Annotated in this window: 12 protein-coding genes and 1 pseudogene; 8 read left to right on the top strand and 5 right to left on the bottom strand. The window is 59.2% G+C overall.

Going from position 1 to position 15,381, the window contains the following annotated elements; genetic code table 11:
* A pseudogene (locus CUN63_RS00255) lies at positions 1-288 on the top strand (IS4 family transposase); the annotation flags it as partial.
* A 279-nt stretch (positions 289-567) separates the two neighbouring features.
* Complete coding sequence (locus tag CUN63_RS00260) at positions 568-1,284, top strand: glycosyltransferase family 25 protein (RefSeq protein ID WP_129436684.1); 717 nt, start codon at positions 568-570, stop codon at positions 1,282-1,284.
* A gap of 101 nt (positions 1,285-1,385) precedes the next feature.
* Here the strand turns inward: CUN63_RS00260 and CUN63_RS00265 are convergent, their stop codons facing one another.
* Positions 1,386-1,715, bottom strand: a complete 330-nt coding sequence (locus CUN63_RS00265; protein WP_129436685.1) for a hypothetical protein — start codon at positions 1,713-1,715, stop codon at positions 1,386-1,388.
* A gap of 185 nt (positions 1,716-1,900) precedes the next feature.
* Between CUN63_RS00265 and potE the strand changes: the two genes are divergently transcribed.
* Both potE and CUN63_RS00275 read left to right on the top strand, forming a co-directional pair.
* Complete coding sequence (potE, locus tag CUN63_RS00270) at positions 1,901-3,304, top strand: putrescine-ornithine antiporter (protein ID WP_129436686.1); 1,404 nt, start codon at positions 1,901-1,903, stop codon at positions 3,302-3,304.
* A 2-nt stretch (positions 3,305-3,306) separates the two neighbouring features.
* On the top strand, positions 3,307-5,592 hold the full coding sequence (locus CUN63_RS00275) for an Orn/Lys/Arg decarboxylase N-terminal domain-containing protein (protein WP_129436687.1): 2,286 nt from the start codon (positions 3,307-3,309) through the stop codon (positions 5,590-5,592).
* Between the two features lie 109 nt (positions 5,593-5,701).
* On the opposite strand, the gene betA is transcribed toward CUN63_RS00275, so the two are convergent.
* The 4 genes from betA to speB all read right to left on the bottom strand — a co-directional run bounded on the left by betA (position 5,702) and on the right by speB (position 11,676).
* Positions 5,702-7,390, bottom strand: coding sequence for a choline dehydrogenase (gene betA, locus CUN63_RS00280; RefSeq protein ID WP_129436688.1), 1,689 nt, complete (start codon positions 7,388-7,390; stop codon positions 5,702-5,704).
* Between the two features lie 2 nt (positions 7,391-7,392).
* Positions 7,393-8,961, bottom strand: a complete 1,569-nt coding sequence (locus tag CUN63_RS00285; protein ID WP_129436689.1) for a cytosine permease — start codon at positions 8,959-8,961, stop codon at positions 7,393-7,395.
* A 174-nt stretch (positions 8,962-9,135) separates the two neighbouring features.
* Positions 9,136-10,644, bottom strand: coding sequence for an aldehyde dehydrogenase (locus tag CUN63_RS00290; protein ID WP_129436690.1), 1,509 nt, complete (start codon positions 10,642-10,644; stop codon positions 9,136-9,138).
* Positions 10,645-10,671: 27 nt separating this feature from the next.
* Positions 10,672-11,676: an agmatinase gene (gene speB / locus CUN63_RS00295; RefSeq protein WP_129445032.1), complete on the bottom strand. Its 1,005-nt coding sequence runs from the start codon at positions 11,674-11,676 to the stop codon at positions 10,672-10,674.
* Between the two features lie 151 nt (positions 11,677-11,827).
* Between speB and CUN63_RS00300 the strand changes: the two genes are divergently transcribed.
* The 4 genes from CUN63_RS00300 to CUN63_RS00320 all read left to right on the top strand — a co-directional run.
* Positions 11,828-12,742, top strand: a complete 915-nt coding sequence (locus CUN63_RS00300) for a LysR family transcriptional regulator (protein WP_129436691.1) — start codon at positions 11,828-11,830, stop codon at positions 12,740-12,742.
* Positions 12,743-12,798: 56 nt separating this feature from the next.
* Positions 12,799-14,307, top strand: a complete 1,509-nt coding sequence (locus CUN63_RS00305; RefSeq protein ID WP_129436692.1) for a sigma-54-dependent transcriptional regulator — start codon at positions 12,799-12,801, stop codon at positions 14,305-14,307.
* 435 nt (positions 14,308-14,742) lie between these two features.
* Positions 14,743-15,120 carry a glycine cleavage system protein GcvH gene (gcvH, locus tag CUN63_RS00315; protein ID WP_129436694.1) on the top strand — a complete coding sequence of 126 codons (378 nt, stop codon included), beginning with the start codon at positions 14,743-14,745 and terminating at the stop codon, positions 15,118-15,120.
* A gap of 10 nt (positions 15,121-15,130) precedes the next feature.
* Positions 15,131-15,381, top strand: a 251-nt coding sequence (locus CUN63_RS00320; RefSeq protein WP_165353218.1) for a hypothetical protein, incomplete at its 3' end; no start/stop codon positions are given.

Below are 15,381 nucleotides of genomic sequence, written 5' to 3' on the forward strand. Positions count from 1 at the left end.
TTACTGGCTTATAACGTAGTGCGTCGAGAAGCCAGTCAGGCGGCTGTAGCTCATAAGCGGGCTCCCAGCGAGGTGAGTTTCAAGTTTGCCTGTCAGCACATCGCCAGCCATCTAGTGGTCATGGCCGGAGCGGTCTCGCCCTCACACACGCCAAGACGCCTGGACGAGCTTCGCGGCAGCATTGGTGTGCTCTTCATAGTAAAACGCCCCAGGCCTGCGAGGCCTAGGGCGGTGAAGATGTCTAAAACCCGGTATCCGGTTAACCGCAAGGCTGCTCCGCTTAAGTGAACAGCATTGCGGACCTATCGGAGCTTTCCGCCCGGCCCCCATTCACTGAGCACCTATCTGGCGTGTCCTCTCGAACTGGTGCTGCACGCCGATTTACGAGACTAAAACTTCATCCGGAAATGCTGCCTATACTGCAATCCGGGGTCGATAGAGAAAACGGACACAACCAGGAGACGTAAGGGATTGCCTCCTGTCGGTAGTGCTTACGTACGATTTTTTCCGAAATCTGCGGGTTCCCCAATCCAACTGCCCTGATTGTCTGCGCTAAGGACCTGACAGATGAATGTGATCGAATATTTTGATCGAGTAAGAATCATCAATATCTCGTCAAGAAAGGATCGCCGTTTAGAAACAGTAGAAGAATTCACTCGCAACGGCTTTCACATCGATGATGAAAAAATAGGCTTTTTTGAGGCTGTTACGCCCAGTGAGGGAAATGGCTTCCCGAGCGTCGGGGTCAGAGGCTGCTTTTTGAGTCATCTGGGGGTGCTGGAAGAGGCAATGCGCCTGAATTTGAAAAATATCTTGATCATGGAGGACGACATACAGTTCTCCAGACATATTTCTCAATATGGGAGAGCGGCGATCGAGTCTCTGGAAGGTATGGAGTGGGACATCGTCTATTTTGGGCATCCGTTTGAAGAAAATTCAAACTTGCCCGCTTGGAAAGCAGTCGACCGGCCAATACATTTGGCCCATTTCTATGCTGTAAACGGGAAATGCTTTGGGAAATTGAGGGATTTTTTATTCCAGGTTCTGGAGCGACCACCGGGACATCCTGACGGAGGTCCGATGCATTATGACGCTGCTCTCAATACGCTTATTCATAAGAATAAAGAAATTCTGGCTTACTACTTTACCTGGAATTGTGGCTATCAAAGGCCCTCGCGGACGGACCTGCATGAGCTTTCCATCTTTGACAGGGTGCCTCTCCTACAGCCGGTAATGGGTATTCTCAGGAGGTTAAAGGCAAAGAACCTGAGAAGAACTCGATAGTTTTCTCTCTTTAGGGAAGGTCTGAAGTATCCAATGCCTGACGTAACCAACCCGGCACGGCGCAGTAGCCGTGTCCGGGTGATTATGGCGGACCGCCCTCCTCATTTGCGCGCCAACTTGTACCGGACGCACTCCTCGTAAAAGCTCTCGCGCAGGGTTGCGGGCTTCATCCGCGAATTACTGTCATAGGTCTGCTCGGTAATGCCCATCGCCATCATGTGCATCCACGGTTTGCTGAACTTGTAGGTATGTAACTTTTGCCGCGCTGCATACAGTGAAACCCCGGACAGCTTGAGTTCCTGGGCTCTCGCCGCAGTACCTGCGCCCCAGCTGCAAATGTAACGATCATTCGAGGCCAGTTCTTTGGCCTGGACAGAGGCGGCAACGCTCGCCAGGCCTAACGAAATCAGCGCAACCATCACATTCCGCATTTGCATTCGATCCTAACTATCTGAAAATTAATTGATTCTGATCAAAAGTTTCAGTCCTCGGGGCCAGCAAAATGCCTTAAGTGCGCTATCGCCTGTTTTCTCAGTGTCTTACGGACATTTCTGGCGAGATTTCAATCCTTAGCTATAGCTAACACCCTCTCAATGCAATCAAGTGAGGCAACGGAATGTCAGTCGCAAAGAAAATGACAGTGGGGCAACTGACGATGTTGACAGCCGTCAATATGTTGGGCTCCGGCATTGTGCTGCTCCCCACAAAACTTGCCGAAGTCGGCGGTATTTCTATCCTTTCCTGGCTGATCACGGCCACTGGCTCCCTGGCGCTGGCCTATGCCTTTGCGCGCTGCGGGATGCTCAGCCGAAAGACCGGGGGCATGGGCGGATATGCCGAATACACCTTCGGCAAGGCGGGCAACTACATCACGAACTACACCTATGGCCTCTCGCTGTTGATTGCCAACGTGGCGATCAGTATTACCGCGGTCGGCTATATCCAGGAGCTGTTCCATGTTGAACTGGGTTCACTGCAAGTGGGTCTGGCGACCATCGCTCTGTTGTGGATCACCACGTTCGCCAACTTCGGCGGCGCGCGGATTACCGGCCGGATCGGTGCGATCACGGTTTGGGGGGTGATTGCGCCGGTGGTGCTGGTGTCCACCATTGGCTGGTTCTGGTTCGACAGCAGTGTCTACGCCGCAGGCTGGAACCCGCACAACATGGGCTGGTTCGAAGCCGCAGGTGCATCGGTGGCGATCACCTTGTGGGCATTCCTCGGTCTGGAGTCGGCGTGCGCTAACACCGATGCCGTAGAAAATCCGGAGAGGAACGTACCGATTGCGGTACTCGGCGGCACCCTCGGCGCAGCGGTGATCTACATCGTCTCCACCAACGTCATCGCCGGTATCGTCGACAACCCTGAACTGGCCTCCTCCACTGCACCGTTCGGGCTGGTCTTTGCCAAGATGTTCACTCCTATGGTCGGCGACATTGTGATGGCCGCGATGGTACTGGCGTGCATCGGTTCGCTGCTGGGCTGGCAATTCACCATCGCTCAGGTCTACAAAAGCTCCGCGGACACCGGGTATTTCCTGTCGATCTTCGCCAAGGCCAACAAGGCCGGAACACCCATTGTCGGCATGCTGGTGCTGCTGGCAGTGCAGACGGCGCTGGCTTTTCTCACCATCAGCCCTGACCTGAGCAAGCAGTTCGACACTCTCGTCAACCTCGCGGTGGTCACCAACCTGGTGCCCTACATCCTCTCCATGGCCGCGTTGATGACCATTCAAAAGGTCTCCAACGTTCCGGCGGGCACGGCGCTGGTGACCAACATCATTGCATGGGTGGCGGCGGCTTACAGCTACCTGGCGCTGTACAGCTCGGGCGCGCAGGCACTGATGCTCGGTGGCGTGACAACGATCTTTGGTTACACGCTGTTCGGCTTCGTCAACAACCGCCTGATCCGCCTCGAAGCGTTCAATAACAGCGTACCGACACAGACCGTCAGCGCTCAGCACATCACGGGCGAGCCGGTGCCGGTCAATAACTTGCAAGCAGTCAGAGTAGAGGCTTAATCATGACGGAATATAGACAGACGCTCGGCATGCTCACACTGTTGGTCAGCAGCCCGCTGGACAAACGCACCGTCTTTGGTCGCGCCCTGCATCAGTTGATCAACGATGTGGAAGAACGCACCGTCCGGGTACTGGCGTCGGAAACCTTGAGCGACGCCACGTCGATCCTGCGCTCGGACCCGGCCATTCAATGCGTGTTGCTCAGCTGGGAAATGGACAAAAGCGAAGGCCACGAGGAATGTATCCAACTGCTGGTCAGCCTGCGCGAGCGCAACACCCGGGTGCCGGTCTTCCTGATCAGCGACCGCAGCACCGCGTCGAGCATTCCGCTGGTGGTCATGCAGCACGCCGACGACTTCATCTGGTTGCCCGAGGACACCAGCCGCTTCCTCAGCGGGCGCATCCTGGCGGCCATCGAGCGTTATCGCCAAGCCGCACTGCCCCCCATGTTCGGAGCGCTGGTGAAGTTTTCCCGAACCTATGAGTACTCGTGGCACACCCCTGGACATGCCGGCGGCACAGCGTTTTTGAAGAGCACCGCGGGGCGCGCCTTCTACGAGTTTTTTGGCGAGAACCTGCTGCGTTCCGACCTGTCGATTTCAGTCGGTGAACTCGGTTCGCTGCTCGATCACAGCGGCCCCATCGGCCAGGGCGAGCGCTACGCCGCCAAGGTGTTCGGGGCCCACCGCACCTACTACGTCACCAACGGATCGTCGATGTCCAACCGCGTCATCCTCATGGCCAGCGTCACCCGCAATCAGATCGCCCTGTGCGACCGCAACTGCCACAAGTCCGCCGAGCATGCGATGACCCTGTCCGGTGCGATTCCGACCTATCTGGTGCCGACCCGCAACCGCTACGGCATCATCGGCCCGATCCTGCCGCAAACCCTGAGCAGCGACGGCGTGAAAGCCGCTATCGCCAGCAACCCGCTGGTCAAGCAAGGCATCGACCCGACACCCGTCCACGCCATCATCACCAACTCCACCTACGACGGCCTGACTTACAACGTCACCCGCGTCGAAGAGTTGCTGGGGCAAAGCGTCGATCGTCTACATTTCGATGAAGCCTGGTACGGTTATGCGCGTTTTAACCCGCTGTACCGCGAGCGCCACGCCATGCACGGCAGCCCGGACGATCACGACGACTCGAAGCCGACCGTGTTCGCCACCCAGTCGACCCACAAGTTGCTGGCCGCCCTGTCCCAGGCCTCGATGATTCACGTGCGTAACGGCCGCAACCCGATCGAACACGGGCGCTTCAACGAGTCGTACATGATGCATGCCTCGACTTCGCCGAACTACGCGATCATGGCTTCCTGCGACGTCAGCTCGGCGATGATGGAAGCGCCCAGCGGGCAAATCCTCACCACCGAATCGATCGAAGAAGCCATCAGTTTTCGCCAGGTTGTCTCGCGCATGCACAACGAAATGTTGGGCAAGGATGACTGGTTCTTTACCTGCTGGCAGCCGCCGACCGTGCAGGTTGGCGCGGCCACCGTGCCGTTCCATGAAGTCGACCCGGTGCTTTTGAAAACCGAGCCGAACTGCTGGGTACTGCATCCCAACGCGGTATGGCACGGCTTCGGTGACATCGAAGAAGGCTACTGCATGCTCGACCCGATCAAGGTCTCGGTGCTCAGCCCCGGCATGGGCGACGACGGCAACCTGCTCGACTCTGGCATCCCGGCCTGTGTACTCACGGCCTACCTGGGACGTCAGGGCATCGTGGTCGAGAAAACCACCGACTTCACCATCCTGTTCCTGTTCTCCATCGGCATCACCAAAGGCAAATGGGGCACCTTGCTCAATGCCCTGCTCGACTTCAAACGCGACTATGACGACAACGTCGAACTGGAGCTGTGCCTGCCGGATCTGCTGGCCGCCAACCAGACTCGTTATGCCGGCATGGGCCTCAAGGACCTGGCCGACGACATCTTCGCCGCCATGAAGAAACACAAAACTACCGCCAACATGGCCCAGGCGTTCGGCACACTGCCGAAAGCCGAATTCAGCCCGGTGGAGGCCTACGAAAAACTAGTCAGAAACGACATCGAACGGGTGACACTCGAAGAAGCCGCCGGACGTATCGCCGCGACCGGGATCGTGCCGTATCCACCGGGCATTCCATTGCTGATGCCGGGTGAAAACGCCGGGCCTGCGGACGGGCCTTTGCTGGCGTATCTCAAGGCGCTGGAAGCCTTCGACAAATCCTTCCCGGGTTTCACCCATGACACCCATGGAATCGAAAGCGAGGGCGGAGTTTATAGCTTGCTGGTGTTGAAATGAGCTAGCGCCTGTACGTGCTGCGAAGAAAAAAACGGGCGCCTTGAGGGCTAATACTGGTCAGTTAAGGCGCAAAACCTGTGGGAGCGAGCTTGCTCCCACAGAGTCGGGTTCAAACCCTGACATTGCGTCCCGGCAACGATGATCGCTGGCTGGTTTCCCAATCATGCACAAGCCCGACGGGCGCATCGGACGCCGGCAGCATGGTGCGCCCACGAACCAGATCGGAAGCCCGTTCGGCCAGCATGATGGTCGGTGCGTTGAGGTTGCCGTTTGGCTCGGTCGGGAACACCGATGAGTCGATCACCCGCAAACCCGCGATGCCCCGCACACGCAACTCGGAATCAACCACGGCCATCTCGTCCTCGCCCATGCGGCACGAGCCGCAGGGATGGTAGGTGCTTTCGAGGTTTTCACGCACGAAGGCGTCGATCTCTTCGTCGGTGTTCACCTGTGGCCCGGGCGCGATCTCGCCGTCGCGGAAGCGGTCCATCGCCGGCTGGCCGATGATTTCGCGGGTCAGGCGGATGCAGCGGCGGAAGCCTTCGCGGTCTTCTTCGCGTTGCAGGTAGTTGAATTGAATCTCCGGATGTTCGTAAGGGTCAGCGGAACGCACCCGAACGTAACCGCGACTCTTCGGTTTGTTCGGCCCGGTGAGCACCATGAAGCCGTGGCCCTTGATCGGTTTGTTGCCGTCATAACGCATGGCCGCGGGCAGAAAGTGGAACTGAATGTCCGGCCAGCGCAGGCCCTTGTCCGAGCGAATGAAACCACCGGCCTCGAAATGGTTGGTGGCGCCGAGTCCGTCCTTGAACAACAGCCAGCGCAGGCCGATCAACAGTTTGCTCAGCGGGTCCATTTTGCTGTTGAGCGTCACTGGCTCCTTGCAGCCGAACTGGATGTACACCTCGGCGTGATCCTGCAGGTTCTCCCCTACTCCCGGCAGGTCATGGCGCACGCCGATCCCGGCTTTGCGCAGAACCTCGGCCGGGCCGATACCGGAGCGTTGCAACAGGTGCGGCGAACCGATGGGGCCCGAGGAAATCAGCACCTCACGGTTGCAATACACCTGATGGGTCTGGCCTTCGTGGTCATACATGACGCCGACGGCTCGCTTGCCTTCAAGGATGATCTGACGAGTCATGGCATGGGTGATCACGGTCAGGTTCGCACGCCCCATGGCCGGGCGCAGGTAAGCGTTGGCCGTGGAGCAACGCACGCCGTTTTTCACCGTCATGTGCATCGCGCCGAAACCTTCCTGCATGTAACCGTTGCAGTCATCGGTCTTGATGTAGCCCGCTTCTGCTCCGGCCTCGACCCAGGCCCCGTACAACGGGTTTTTCATGTGATTGCCGTTGGTGGTGTGCAAGGGGCCGGTGCTGCCGCGATAGCCGTCACCGCCCTCCTCGTAATGCTCTGCCCGTTTGAAGTAAGGCAGGCAATTGCGATAGCCCCAACCCTCTGCACCGAGGGACTCCCATTCGTCAAAGTCATAGGCGTGGCCACGGATGTACACCAGGCCATTGATCGACGAAGAGCCACCCAGCACCTTGCCCCTTGGGCAGTGAATGCGACGTCCGTTAAGAAAAGGCTCCGGCTCGGTCTCGTAACGCCAGTTGTACTTCTTGGTGTTCATCGGGATCGAAAACGCGCTCGGCATCTGGATCACCACACTGCGATCGCTGCCGCCGAATTCCAGCACCAGGACCGAGGTGGCGGGGTCTTCGCTCAAGCGGTTGGCCAACACACAACCTGCCGAGCCGGCACCGATGATGATGTAGTCGTATTTTTGCGTAGCCATGATTATCTCCGGACCGCCGATTCGTTGAAAACGTGCAACGACGGCTTGGTCAACGTGTCGCCGGTGGTGTATTGCGGGGATGTTTTTTCGATGTGCTGGATGACGGCTTCTTCGCGCTTGAGGTCGATTGAACGGCTGAACCAGTAGTAGACCAGCCCCGACACGATCAGCCCGACCAGCCAGGCGATATCGATGCTGCCGAGCGCTTTGGCGAGTGGGCCGACATACACTTCACGCTGCTCGACGCCGTCGTAGATGTAGAAGAACGGAATCATCGAAATGAAGCCGATGGCATACGCCGCGATGCCGCGCAGGCCCCAGCTGCCGTAGATGTTGCCGTGGGGCATGAAGAAATGCGGGATGGCGTAGCGGCCCTTGCGGACGAAGAAGTAGTCGGTCAGGTTGACCGAGGTCCAGGGCACCAGGAAGTACAGCATCACCACCAGGTAGATGCCCAACACCGACAGGCCTTTGCCCGAACTCTGGATGCTCAGCGCCACGCCCAGTTGCAGCAGGATCACGAAACCAATCGCCAGGATGCGCGCCTTGCGGGTCGGTTCGATGTGCTTGATCGAGTCGACGCAGGTCAGCGTGGTCAACTTCGCGCTGTAGATGTTCATGGCGATGACCGGCAGGAACGCCAGGATCGTGACGACCACCACCACAGTCCCCATCAGTGGCGACACGGTGTTGCCGACTTGCCCAAGGGCCACCAGCACGTCCGTGGAATGCAGGTGATCGGCCAGCCAGCCACCGACAGAGATCATCCATGCGCCGGACAACGAGGCACCCAGGAACACCACCGCGATCAGTTTGCCGCTGGAGGTGTTCTTCGGCAGGTAACGCGAATAGTCAGACACATACGGGGCGTAAGCGATGTTGTAACTCGCCGCTGCCGCGAACTGGGCGATGAAGCCAGTCCAGTTGAAGCCCAGCGGCGCCGGGGCCACTTCACCGGCCGCAAGCACCGGCACCGCGGCATCGGGAACCCAGCCCATCAGCACCGCTAACGTCACCAGGCCGTAAAGCGGAAGCGACAGGTACAGCGCCCATTTGAAACTGCGGTGCATCCAGTCATGCCCGAGGATCGCCAATACGGCCGCCGGTATCGTCACCGCCACCGCGATCACTGCGGGGTTGAAACCGAATAGCGTGTGCAGTCCCTGCATCATCAACACCAGGTTGACGATGTTGAAACCGGCGAACACAAATAGCGTCGCCAGCAGCACCAGGATCACACCGCGATAGCCGAACTGCGCACGGGACTGGATCATTTGCGGCAAGCCAAGGTGTGGACCTTGCGAGCCGTGAAACGCCATGAACAGCGTGCCGAACATGATGCCCAGCGTGCCAGCGAGTGTGGTCCAGAGCGCGGTCAGGCCGACGCTCGGGCCGACGAAGCCGATGGTCATGGTGAAGAAAGTGAAATTGCCGAGGAACCAGAACGGGCCCTGGCTCGACAGTTTATCGGTGCGCTCGCTCTCCGGGATGAAATCGATTGAATGGCTTTCGACGACGGGTTTGTCGTCCAGGACCGACACGCTCAGGGCTGACTTGGCGTTAGTGTTCATGATGGTCTCTTATTGTTGGAAGATCATGACGAGGTAACTGCATTCTTTTGGGTGAACGACGCCCCTGTGGGAGCGGGCTTGCTCGCGAATAGGCCGGCACATCCAACATTGATGTCGACTGATACTCCGCTTTCGCGAGCAAGCCCGCTCCCACAGGGTTGAGTCAGCCATGACTCAGGGCAGCGTGATCCAGACCGCCTTGGTTTCGAGCAGGTAATCGAGCTGCTCCGCGCCCAGGTCCTTGCCGAATCCGGATTGCTTGTAACCACCGAACGGCATCGACGGGTCGAGGGTGCCGTGGGCGTTGACGTAGACCGAACCCGCTTTCAACCGGGGGATCAGGCTGTGCACCTTTCCAAGGTCATTGGAATACAGTGCGGCCGCCAGGCCGTAAGGCGAGTCATTGGCCAGGGCCAAAGCCTCTTCTTCATCGTCGAACGGTGCGGTGACCAGCACCGGACCAAAGATCTCTTCCTGGACGATGCGCATGTCGTTGCGGCAATGGGCAAAAATGGTCGGCTCGACGAAGAAACCGGGGCCCTCGACAGGCTGGCCGCCGTAGACCAGTTCGGCGCCTTCTTGCTTGCCGGTTTCGATGTAGTCGGTCACTCGCGCCTTCTGCAACGCCGAGACCAACGGGCTGATGAAGCAGTCTGGATCCAGACCCGGTGCGATTTTCAGCGTGCGGGTGTAAGCGATCAGTTCGCGCAGGAATTCGTCGTAGACGCTGCGATGAATGTAGGCGCGAGTACCGGCATCACACACCTGACCGGAGTTGAAAAACACGCCGTTGGCAATGGCCTGGGCGGCGGCCGGCACGTCGGCATCGGCCAATACGATTACCGGTGATTTTCCTCCGAGTTCGAGGGTTAGTCGCTTCATTTCGTCCAGTGCCGCGCGGCCAACGGTACGGCCGACCGGGGTCGAGCCGGTGAAGGTGAGCTTGTCGATACCGGGGTGCGTGGCCATCGCCGCACCGACCACGCTGCCGCGTCCGGTCACGATATTGATCACCCCGTCCGGGATGCCGGCTTCCTGCACCAACTCGGCAAAGCGCAAGGCGGACAGCGAGGTCAGTTCGGCGGGTTTGACCACCACGGTGCAACCGGTTGCCAGCGCCGCGCCGAGCTTCCAGGCCATGGTTTGCAGCGGGAAGTTCCAGGGCACGATGGCGCCGACCACACCTACCGCTTCCTTGCGGGTATAAGCCAGGTAGTTGCCGGGCAACGACGGTTCAACGGTTCGGCCATGCAGCTTCGTCGCCCAACCGGCGAAATAACGCAGCGTATCGACCGTGCCCTGGATATCGACATCCCGCGCAAAGGCGACTGACTTGCCCATGTCGATCGATTCGATTTCCGCCAGTTCGGCGGCGTTGCTTTCAATCAGGTCCGCCAGACGTTGCATCATCCGCTCGCGTTCCGCCGGTTTGGCCTGGCGCCAGGCACCACCGTCAAACTGTGCGCGGGCGGCTTGCACGGCGCGATCCAGATCCTGTGTGGTGCCCATCGGAATACGCGTGATCAGGCCCTCGGTCGACGGCTCGATAACATCGGATGTCTGCCCGTCACTGGCCTCGACAAAGGCGCCACCGATGAACATTTTCTGAACCTTGCTGAGGAAGGTCTGGGTGGCTTCGGATACACCAAATTTCTGGAGATACTGCTTAACGATCGTGTCCATTTTCATTCCCTCTGTGCGGCGGTCGGATCACGCCGTGGCCGTGGTGGTTTCGCTCATGGCGTGCCGTGCTTGAGCCCGCTCATGAAAGATGAAACCGATGCTGTTGAGCAGCAGTTGCGCCGCCAGAATCGAGGTCATGCCGGAAGGATCATAGACCGGTGCGACCTCCACCAGATCCATGCCAACGATGTTGCCTTGGCTGCGTTTGGCCAGGGCCTGGATGATTTCCAGCACTTCGTAATAGAGGAAGCCGCCGTGACTTGGGGTGCCGGTGCCAGGGGCGATGGACGGGTCGAAACCGTCGATGTCGATGGTGATGTAGTAGTTGATGTTCTGCGGGATCAACGCCAGCACACCTTCGACGCCGAGGCGGCGCACATCACGGACCGAAAGGATCTTCGAGCCGGCCGCGTGGGCGGCTTCATAGTCGTCACGATTGGACGAAGACACGTTGCGGATACCCATCTGGGTCATGCCGACAATGTGGTTCATTTCGGACGCGCGGCGCAGCGGGTTGCCATGGCCGTAGCGAACACCGTGGCGCTCGTCGACGAAGTCCAGGTGCGCATCGAAGTGGATGATGTGGATCGGGCCGCGGCCCTCGAACGCCTTGATCACCGGGGCGTGAACCGAATGATCGCCACCGAGTACAACCGGCATGACGCCGGCATCCAGAATCTTGCGCACGGCGTATTCGGTGTTCTCGTTACTGGTGACCATGTCGGTGTGCACGATGTCGGCATCACCGACGTCGACCATGCGCACGTCAGAGGCGGTCAGGTACATGACGTCATCTTCGTGGTCATAGGCGCCGGCATGGCCGAAGGAAAACAGGGTCGATGCCTCACGAATGCCGCGTGGTCCGAAGCGTGCGCCGGAACGCCACTGGGTACCCATGTCGTTGGGCACGCCGAGGACCGCCACGTCCGCATCCAATGCATCCCAATCGGTGCACACCGGGGATTTACCAAAGGTGCAGTGACCCACGAATGGCAGGTTCAGGCGACCGGATTCATAACCGTTGTTCGACATTTCAGGCATCTCCAATTCTTGTTATCAGCTAGCGGACTTGGAAGGCGACCGCCGTTGGAATGACTATGGGCGCAGGTTTTCGTGGAAAAAATGCTAAACATCAGATACTCATATCGGCATTACCGATGCATCCACGCGTGGGAGGTCCAAGGTGATCCAGCTGCACGATGTCGATCTGAAACTGCTCAGGGTGTTCGCCGCGATTGTCAGGTGCGGCGGTTTCTCTGCCGCGCAGGCGGCGTTGAATGCCGGCCAGTCAACCATCAGCGAACAGATGACTCATCTGGAAACCCGGCTGGGGGTCAAACTCTGTCAACGCGGGCGCAGCGGCTTTCGCCTGACCGAGCAAGGCGTGGCGATCCACGAAGCCACTCAGCGTCTGCTCTCGGCGGTGGAAAACTTCTGCATGGACGCTGACGTGCTCAAGCAGCACATCAGCGGCAAACTCAATCTGGGGATCATCGACACCACCATTACCGATCCCGATTCTCCACTGCCGCGAACCACCCAGCGCTTCGTCTCCAGAGGGCATGATGTGCACCTGAACGTGTACGTCGGCACCCCCGCAGAACTGGAAGAACGCGTGCTCGACGGCCGACTGCACCTGGCCATCGGGCACTTCCCGATCTACGTTCCGGGGCTGTTGCACTCGCCGCTGTATCAGGAAGCACTGGGCTTGTATTGCGGGCGGCGGCATCCGCTGTATGGCAGCAAGGCGGAGGGCGACGAACTGCTCGAAGAGATTGCCGCGAGCCGGATTGTGGTCAGGGGCTACATGCAGCAATACGATCTGGAACACTTGGGCGTCAGTAAGGCTGCGGCTACGGTGGACAACATCGAAGCGCTGGCGATTCTGCTGATCTCCGGCGCCTATCTGGGCTTTCTGCCGATGCACTTCGCAGCTCAGTGGGTCAAGACCGGCGAGATGCACCAACTGGCGCCCACCAGCTTGCAACTGATGTCGCCATTTGACGTGATCACCCGACGCGGCACTGCCCCGCCGCCGATCCTTCAGGCGTTCCTTGAGGATCTGGCCGCCTGTTCGCGCACCACCGGCAACACCTGACAGACACGGCACGTGCCGGTCATACTCATTCTGTTCGCAACCCTTGCAGGCCACCTATGCGCATCCACGTCACCTTCATCGACCGCGTCGGCATCACCCAGGAAGTGCTGGCCCTGCTCGGTGGGCGCCGTTTCAATCTGGATGCCGTCGAGATGGTGCCGCCCAACGTTTACATCGATGCGCCCACCCTCGGGGCCGATGTACTGGAAGAGCTGCGCGAGGCTTTTCTTGGGGTGCGGGGCGTGCAAGCGGTGACGATGGTCGACATCCTCCCGGGGCAGCGCCGACGCTTGCAACTCGATGCCTTGCTGGCGGCCAGCACCGACCCGGTGTTGGCGGTGGATGAGCGAGGTCATGTGCTGCTGGCCAACCCGGCGCTGATCGCACTCTGTGGCCGTGAACCCGCCGGTGAGCCGTTGACGGCGCTATTCGATGATCCTTCGCTGCATCACACATTGATCGAACACGGTTTTCGTCTGCCCATGCACGAGGTCAGTCTCGGTGGTCAGACGCTGCTGCTGGACGCCATGCCCATCACCGATGCTGGCGCCCTGCTGACCCTGTATCAACCGAACCGCATCGGTGAACGTCTCTCGGCGCTGCATCATGATCATGCCGAAGGTTTCGATGCGCTGCTCGGCGAGTCACCGGCGATTCGGACCCTCAAGGCCCGCGCCCAGCGCGTTGCAACGCTCGATGCACCGCTGCTGATTCAGGGCGAAACCGGCACCGGTAAAGAGCTGGTGGCGCGTGCCTGCCACGCGATCAGCGCCCGGCATGACTCGCCCTTCCTGGCCCTGAACTGCGCGGCGCTGCCGGAGAGCCTCGCCGAAAGCGAGCTGTTCGGCTATGCCGCGGGCGCTTTCACCGGTGCCCAGCGCGGCGGCAAACTCGGCCTGCTGGAACTGGCCGACCAGGGCACGGTGTTCCTCGACGAAGTCGGTGAAATGTCGCCCTACTTGCAAGCCAAGTTGCTGCGCTTTTTAAGCGATGGCTGCTTCCGTCGGGTGGGTGGCGATCGTGAGGTCAGGGTCAACGTGCGCGTCCTCAGCGCGACCCACCGTGATCTGGAAAAAATGGTCGGCGAAGGCAGTTTTCGCGAGGACCTGTTTTACCGCCTGAATGTGCTCAATCTGCAAGTGCCGCCGTTGCGCGAGCGCGGTCATGACATCCTGTTGATGGCCAATCATTTCATGCAGCAGGCCTGCGCGCAGATCCAGCGTCCGGTGTGTCGACTGGCGCCCGGGACCTATCCGGCGCTGCTCGGTAACCGCTGGCCGGGCAATGTACGGCAACTGCAGAACGTGATTTTTCGTGCTGCTGCAATTTGCGAGAATCCACTGGTGGACATCGACGACCTCGACATTGCCAGAACGGCGGTGGAGCGGCAAAACGACGGTGAGGTCGGCAGCCTGGAGGATGCCGTCGAAGGGTTTGAAAAGAACCTGCTGGAACAGCTCTACAGCAGCTATCCCTCCAGCCGTTTACTGGCGGCACGCCTGCAAACCTCGCACAGTGCGATCGCCATCCGGCTGCGTAAATATGGCATTCCCAACAAACCCTGATGCCTTTGCCGCAATGCATCTTCACCAACACCATCCAACCCCTGTGGGAGCGAGCTTGCTCGCGAAAGCGGACTGACATTCCCTATTAATATCGACTGACACGGCCTCTTCGCGAGCAAGCTCGCTCCCACAGGGGTCAAGAACAACCCCCCCTTTTGTATGCAATTCGATACATCGTATCGAAATCAAGACAGACCCTCTCGAAGCGTCTGGCCCAGACTTCGATCCCTCCTCCGTGCATGCCTGTATTGATTTCAATACGGAAGCTGTACGCCAATCCCGCTAGAAATATCTCAACTCATTGATTTAAAACTAATAAACTAGATTGGCACCGCCCTTGCTATCAACCCTCAAGCCACGCTCGTTGCCCGGCACGAGCCTGTCCATCGTCATCCGCCACCTGCAGCGGATGAGTCAGAACAATGAGGAGTTGATATGAGCGAATTGCGTTTTACCGTCGATCACGAATGGCTGCGTCTCGAAAGCGATGGCCTGATCACCGTTGGCATTACCGCTTATGCCCAGCAGGCGCTGGGTGACGTGGTCTTCGTTCAGGTGCCTGAACTGCGCACCTTCGGCGCTGGCGATGAGGTGGCGGTGCTGGAGTCGGTGAAAGCTGCCAGCAGCGTGTACATGCCCCTGGACGGCGAAGTGGTCGAGGTGAATTCAACACTCGAAAACTCCCCCGAATTGATCAACGAAGACGCACTGGGTGAGGGCTGGTTCTTCCGCATGCGCCCCAGCGACACGCGTGCGATGGACGCCCTGCTCGACCAGGCCGCTTACGAGCGCCTGACCAGCGCCGACGCTTGAGGATTTGCGTATGACCACCCTCCTCGATACCCGTAACGAATTCATCGCCCGCCACATCGGCCCACGTGCCGGCGACGAACAAGCCATGCTCAATAGCCTCGGTTTCGACTCGCTGGAAGCCCTGAGCGCCAGCGTCATCCCCGACAGCATCAAGGGCACCAGCGTCCTCGGCCTCGAAGACGGCCTCAGCGAAGCCGATGCCCTGGCCTTGATCAAATCCATCGCCGGCAAAAACCAGCTGTTCAAGACCTACATCGGCCA

The sequence above is a fragment of the Pseudomonas sp. ACM7 genome (genome assembly GCF_004136015.1).
GTDB classification, from domain to species: domain Bacteria; phylum Pseudomonadota; class Gammaproteobacteria; order Pseudomonadales; family Pseudomonadaceae; genus Aquipseudomonas; species Aquipseudomonas frigoris.

Excerpts from the sequence above, each read along its gene's own strand:
- CUN63_RS00260 (WP_129436684.1), top strand. The coding sequence starts at position 568 with ATGAATGTGATCGAATATTTTGATCGAGTAAGAATCATCAATATCTCG.
- CUN63_RS00265 (WP_129436685.1), bottom strand. The coding sequence starts at position 1,715 with ATGCGGAATGTGATGGTTGCGCTGATTTCGTTAGGCCTGGCGAGCGTT.
- potE (WP_129436686.1), top strand. The coding sequence starts at position 1,901 with ATGTCAGTCGCAAAGAAAATGACAGTGGGGCAACTGACGATGTTGACA.
- CUN63_RS00275 (WP_129436687.1), top strand. The coding sequence starts at position 3,307 with ATGACGGAATATAGACAGACGCTCGGCATGCTCACACTGTTGGTCAGC.
- betA (WP_129436688.1), bottom strand. The coding sequence starts at position 7,390 with ATGGCTACGCAAAAATACGACTACATCATCATCGGTGCCGGCTCGGCA.
- CUN63_RS00285 (WP_129436689.1), bottom strand. The coding sequence starts at position 8,961 with ATGAACACTAACGCCAAGTCAGCCCTGAGCGTGTCGGTCCTGGACGAC.
- CUN63_RS00290 (WP_129436690.1), bottom strand. The coding sequence starts at position 10,644 with ATGGACACGATCGTTAAGCAGTATCTCCAGAAATTTGGTGTATCCGAA.
- speB (WP_129445032.1), bottom strand. The coding sequence starts at position 11,676 with ATGTCGAACAACGGTTATGAATCCGGTCGCCTGAACCTGCCATTCGTG.
- CUN63_RS00305 (WP_129436692.1), top strand. The coding sequence starts at position 12,799 with ATGCGCATCCACGTCACCTTCATCGACCGCGTCGGCATCACCCAGGAA.
- gcvH (WP_129436694.1), top strand. The coding sequence starts at position 14,743 with ATGAGCGAATTGCGTTTTACCGTCGATCACGAATGGCTGCGTCTCGAA.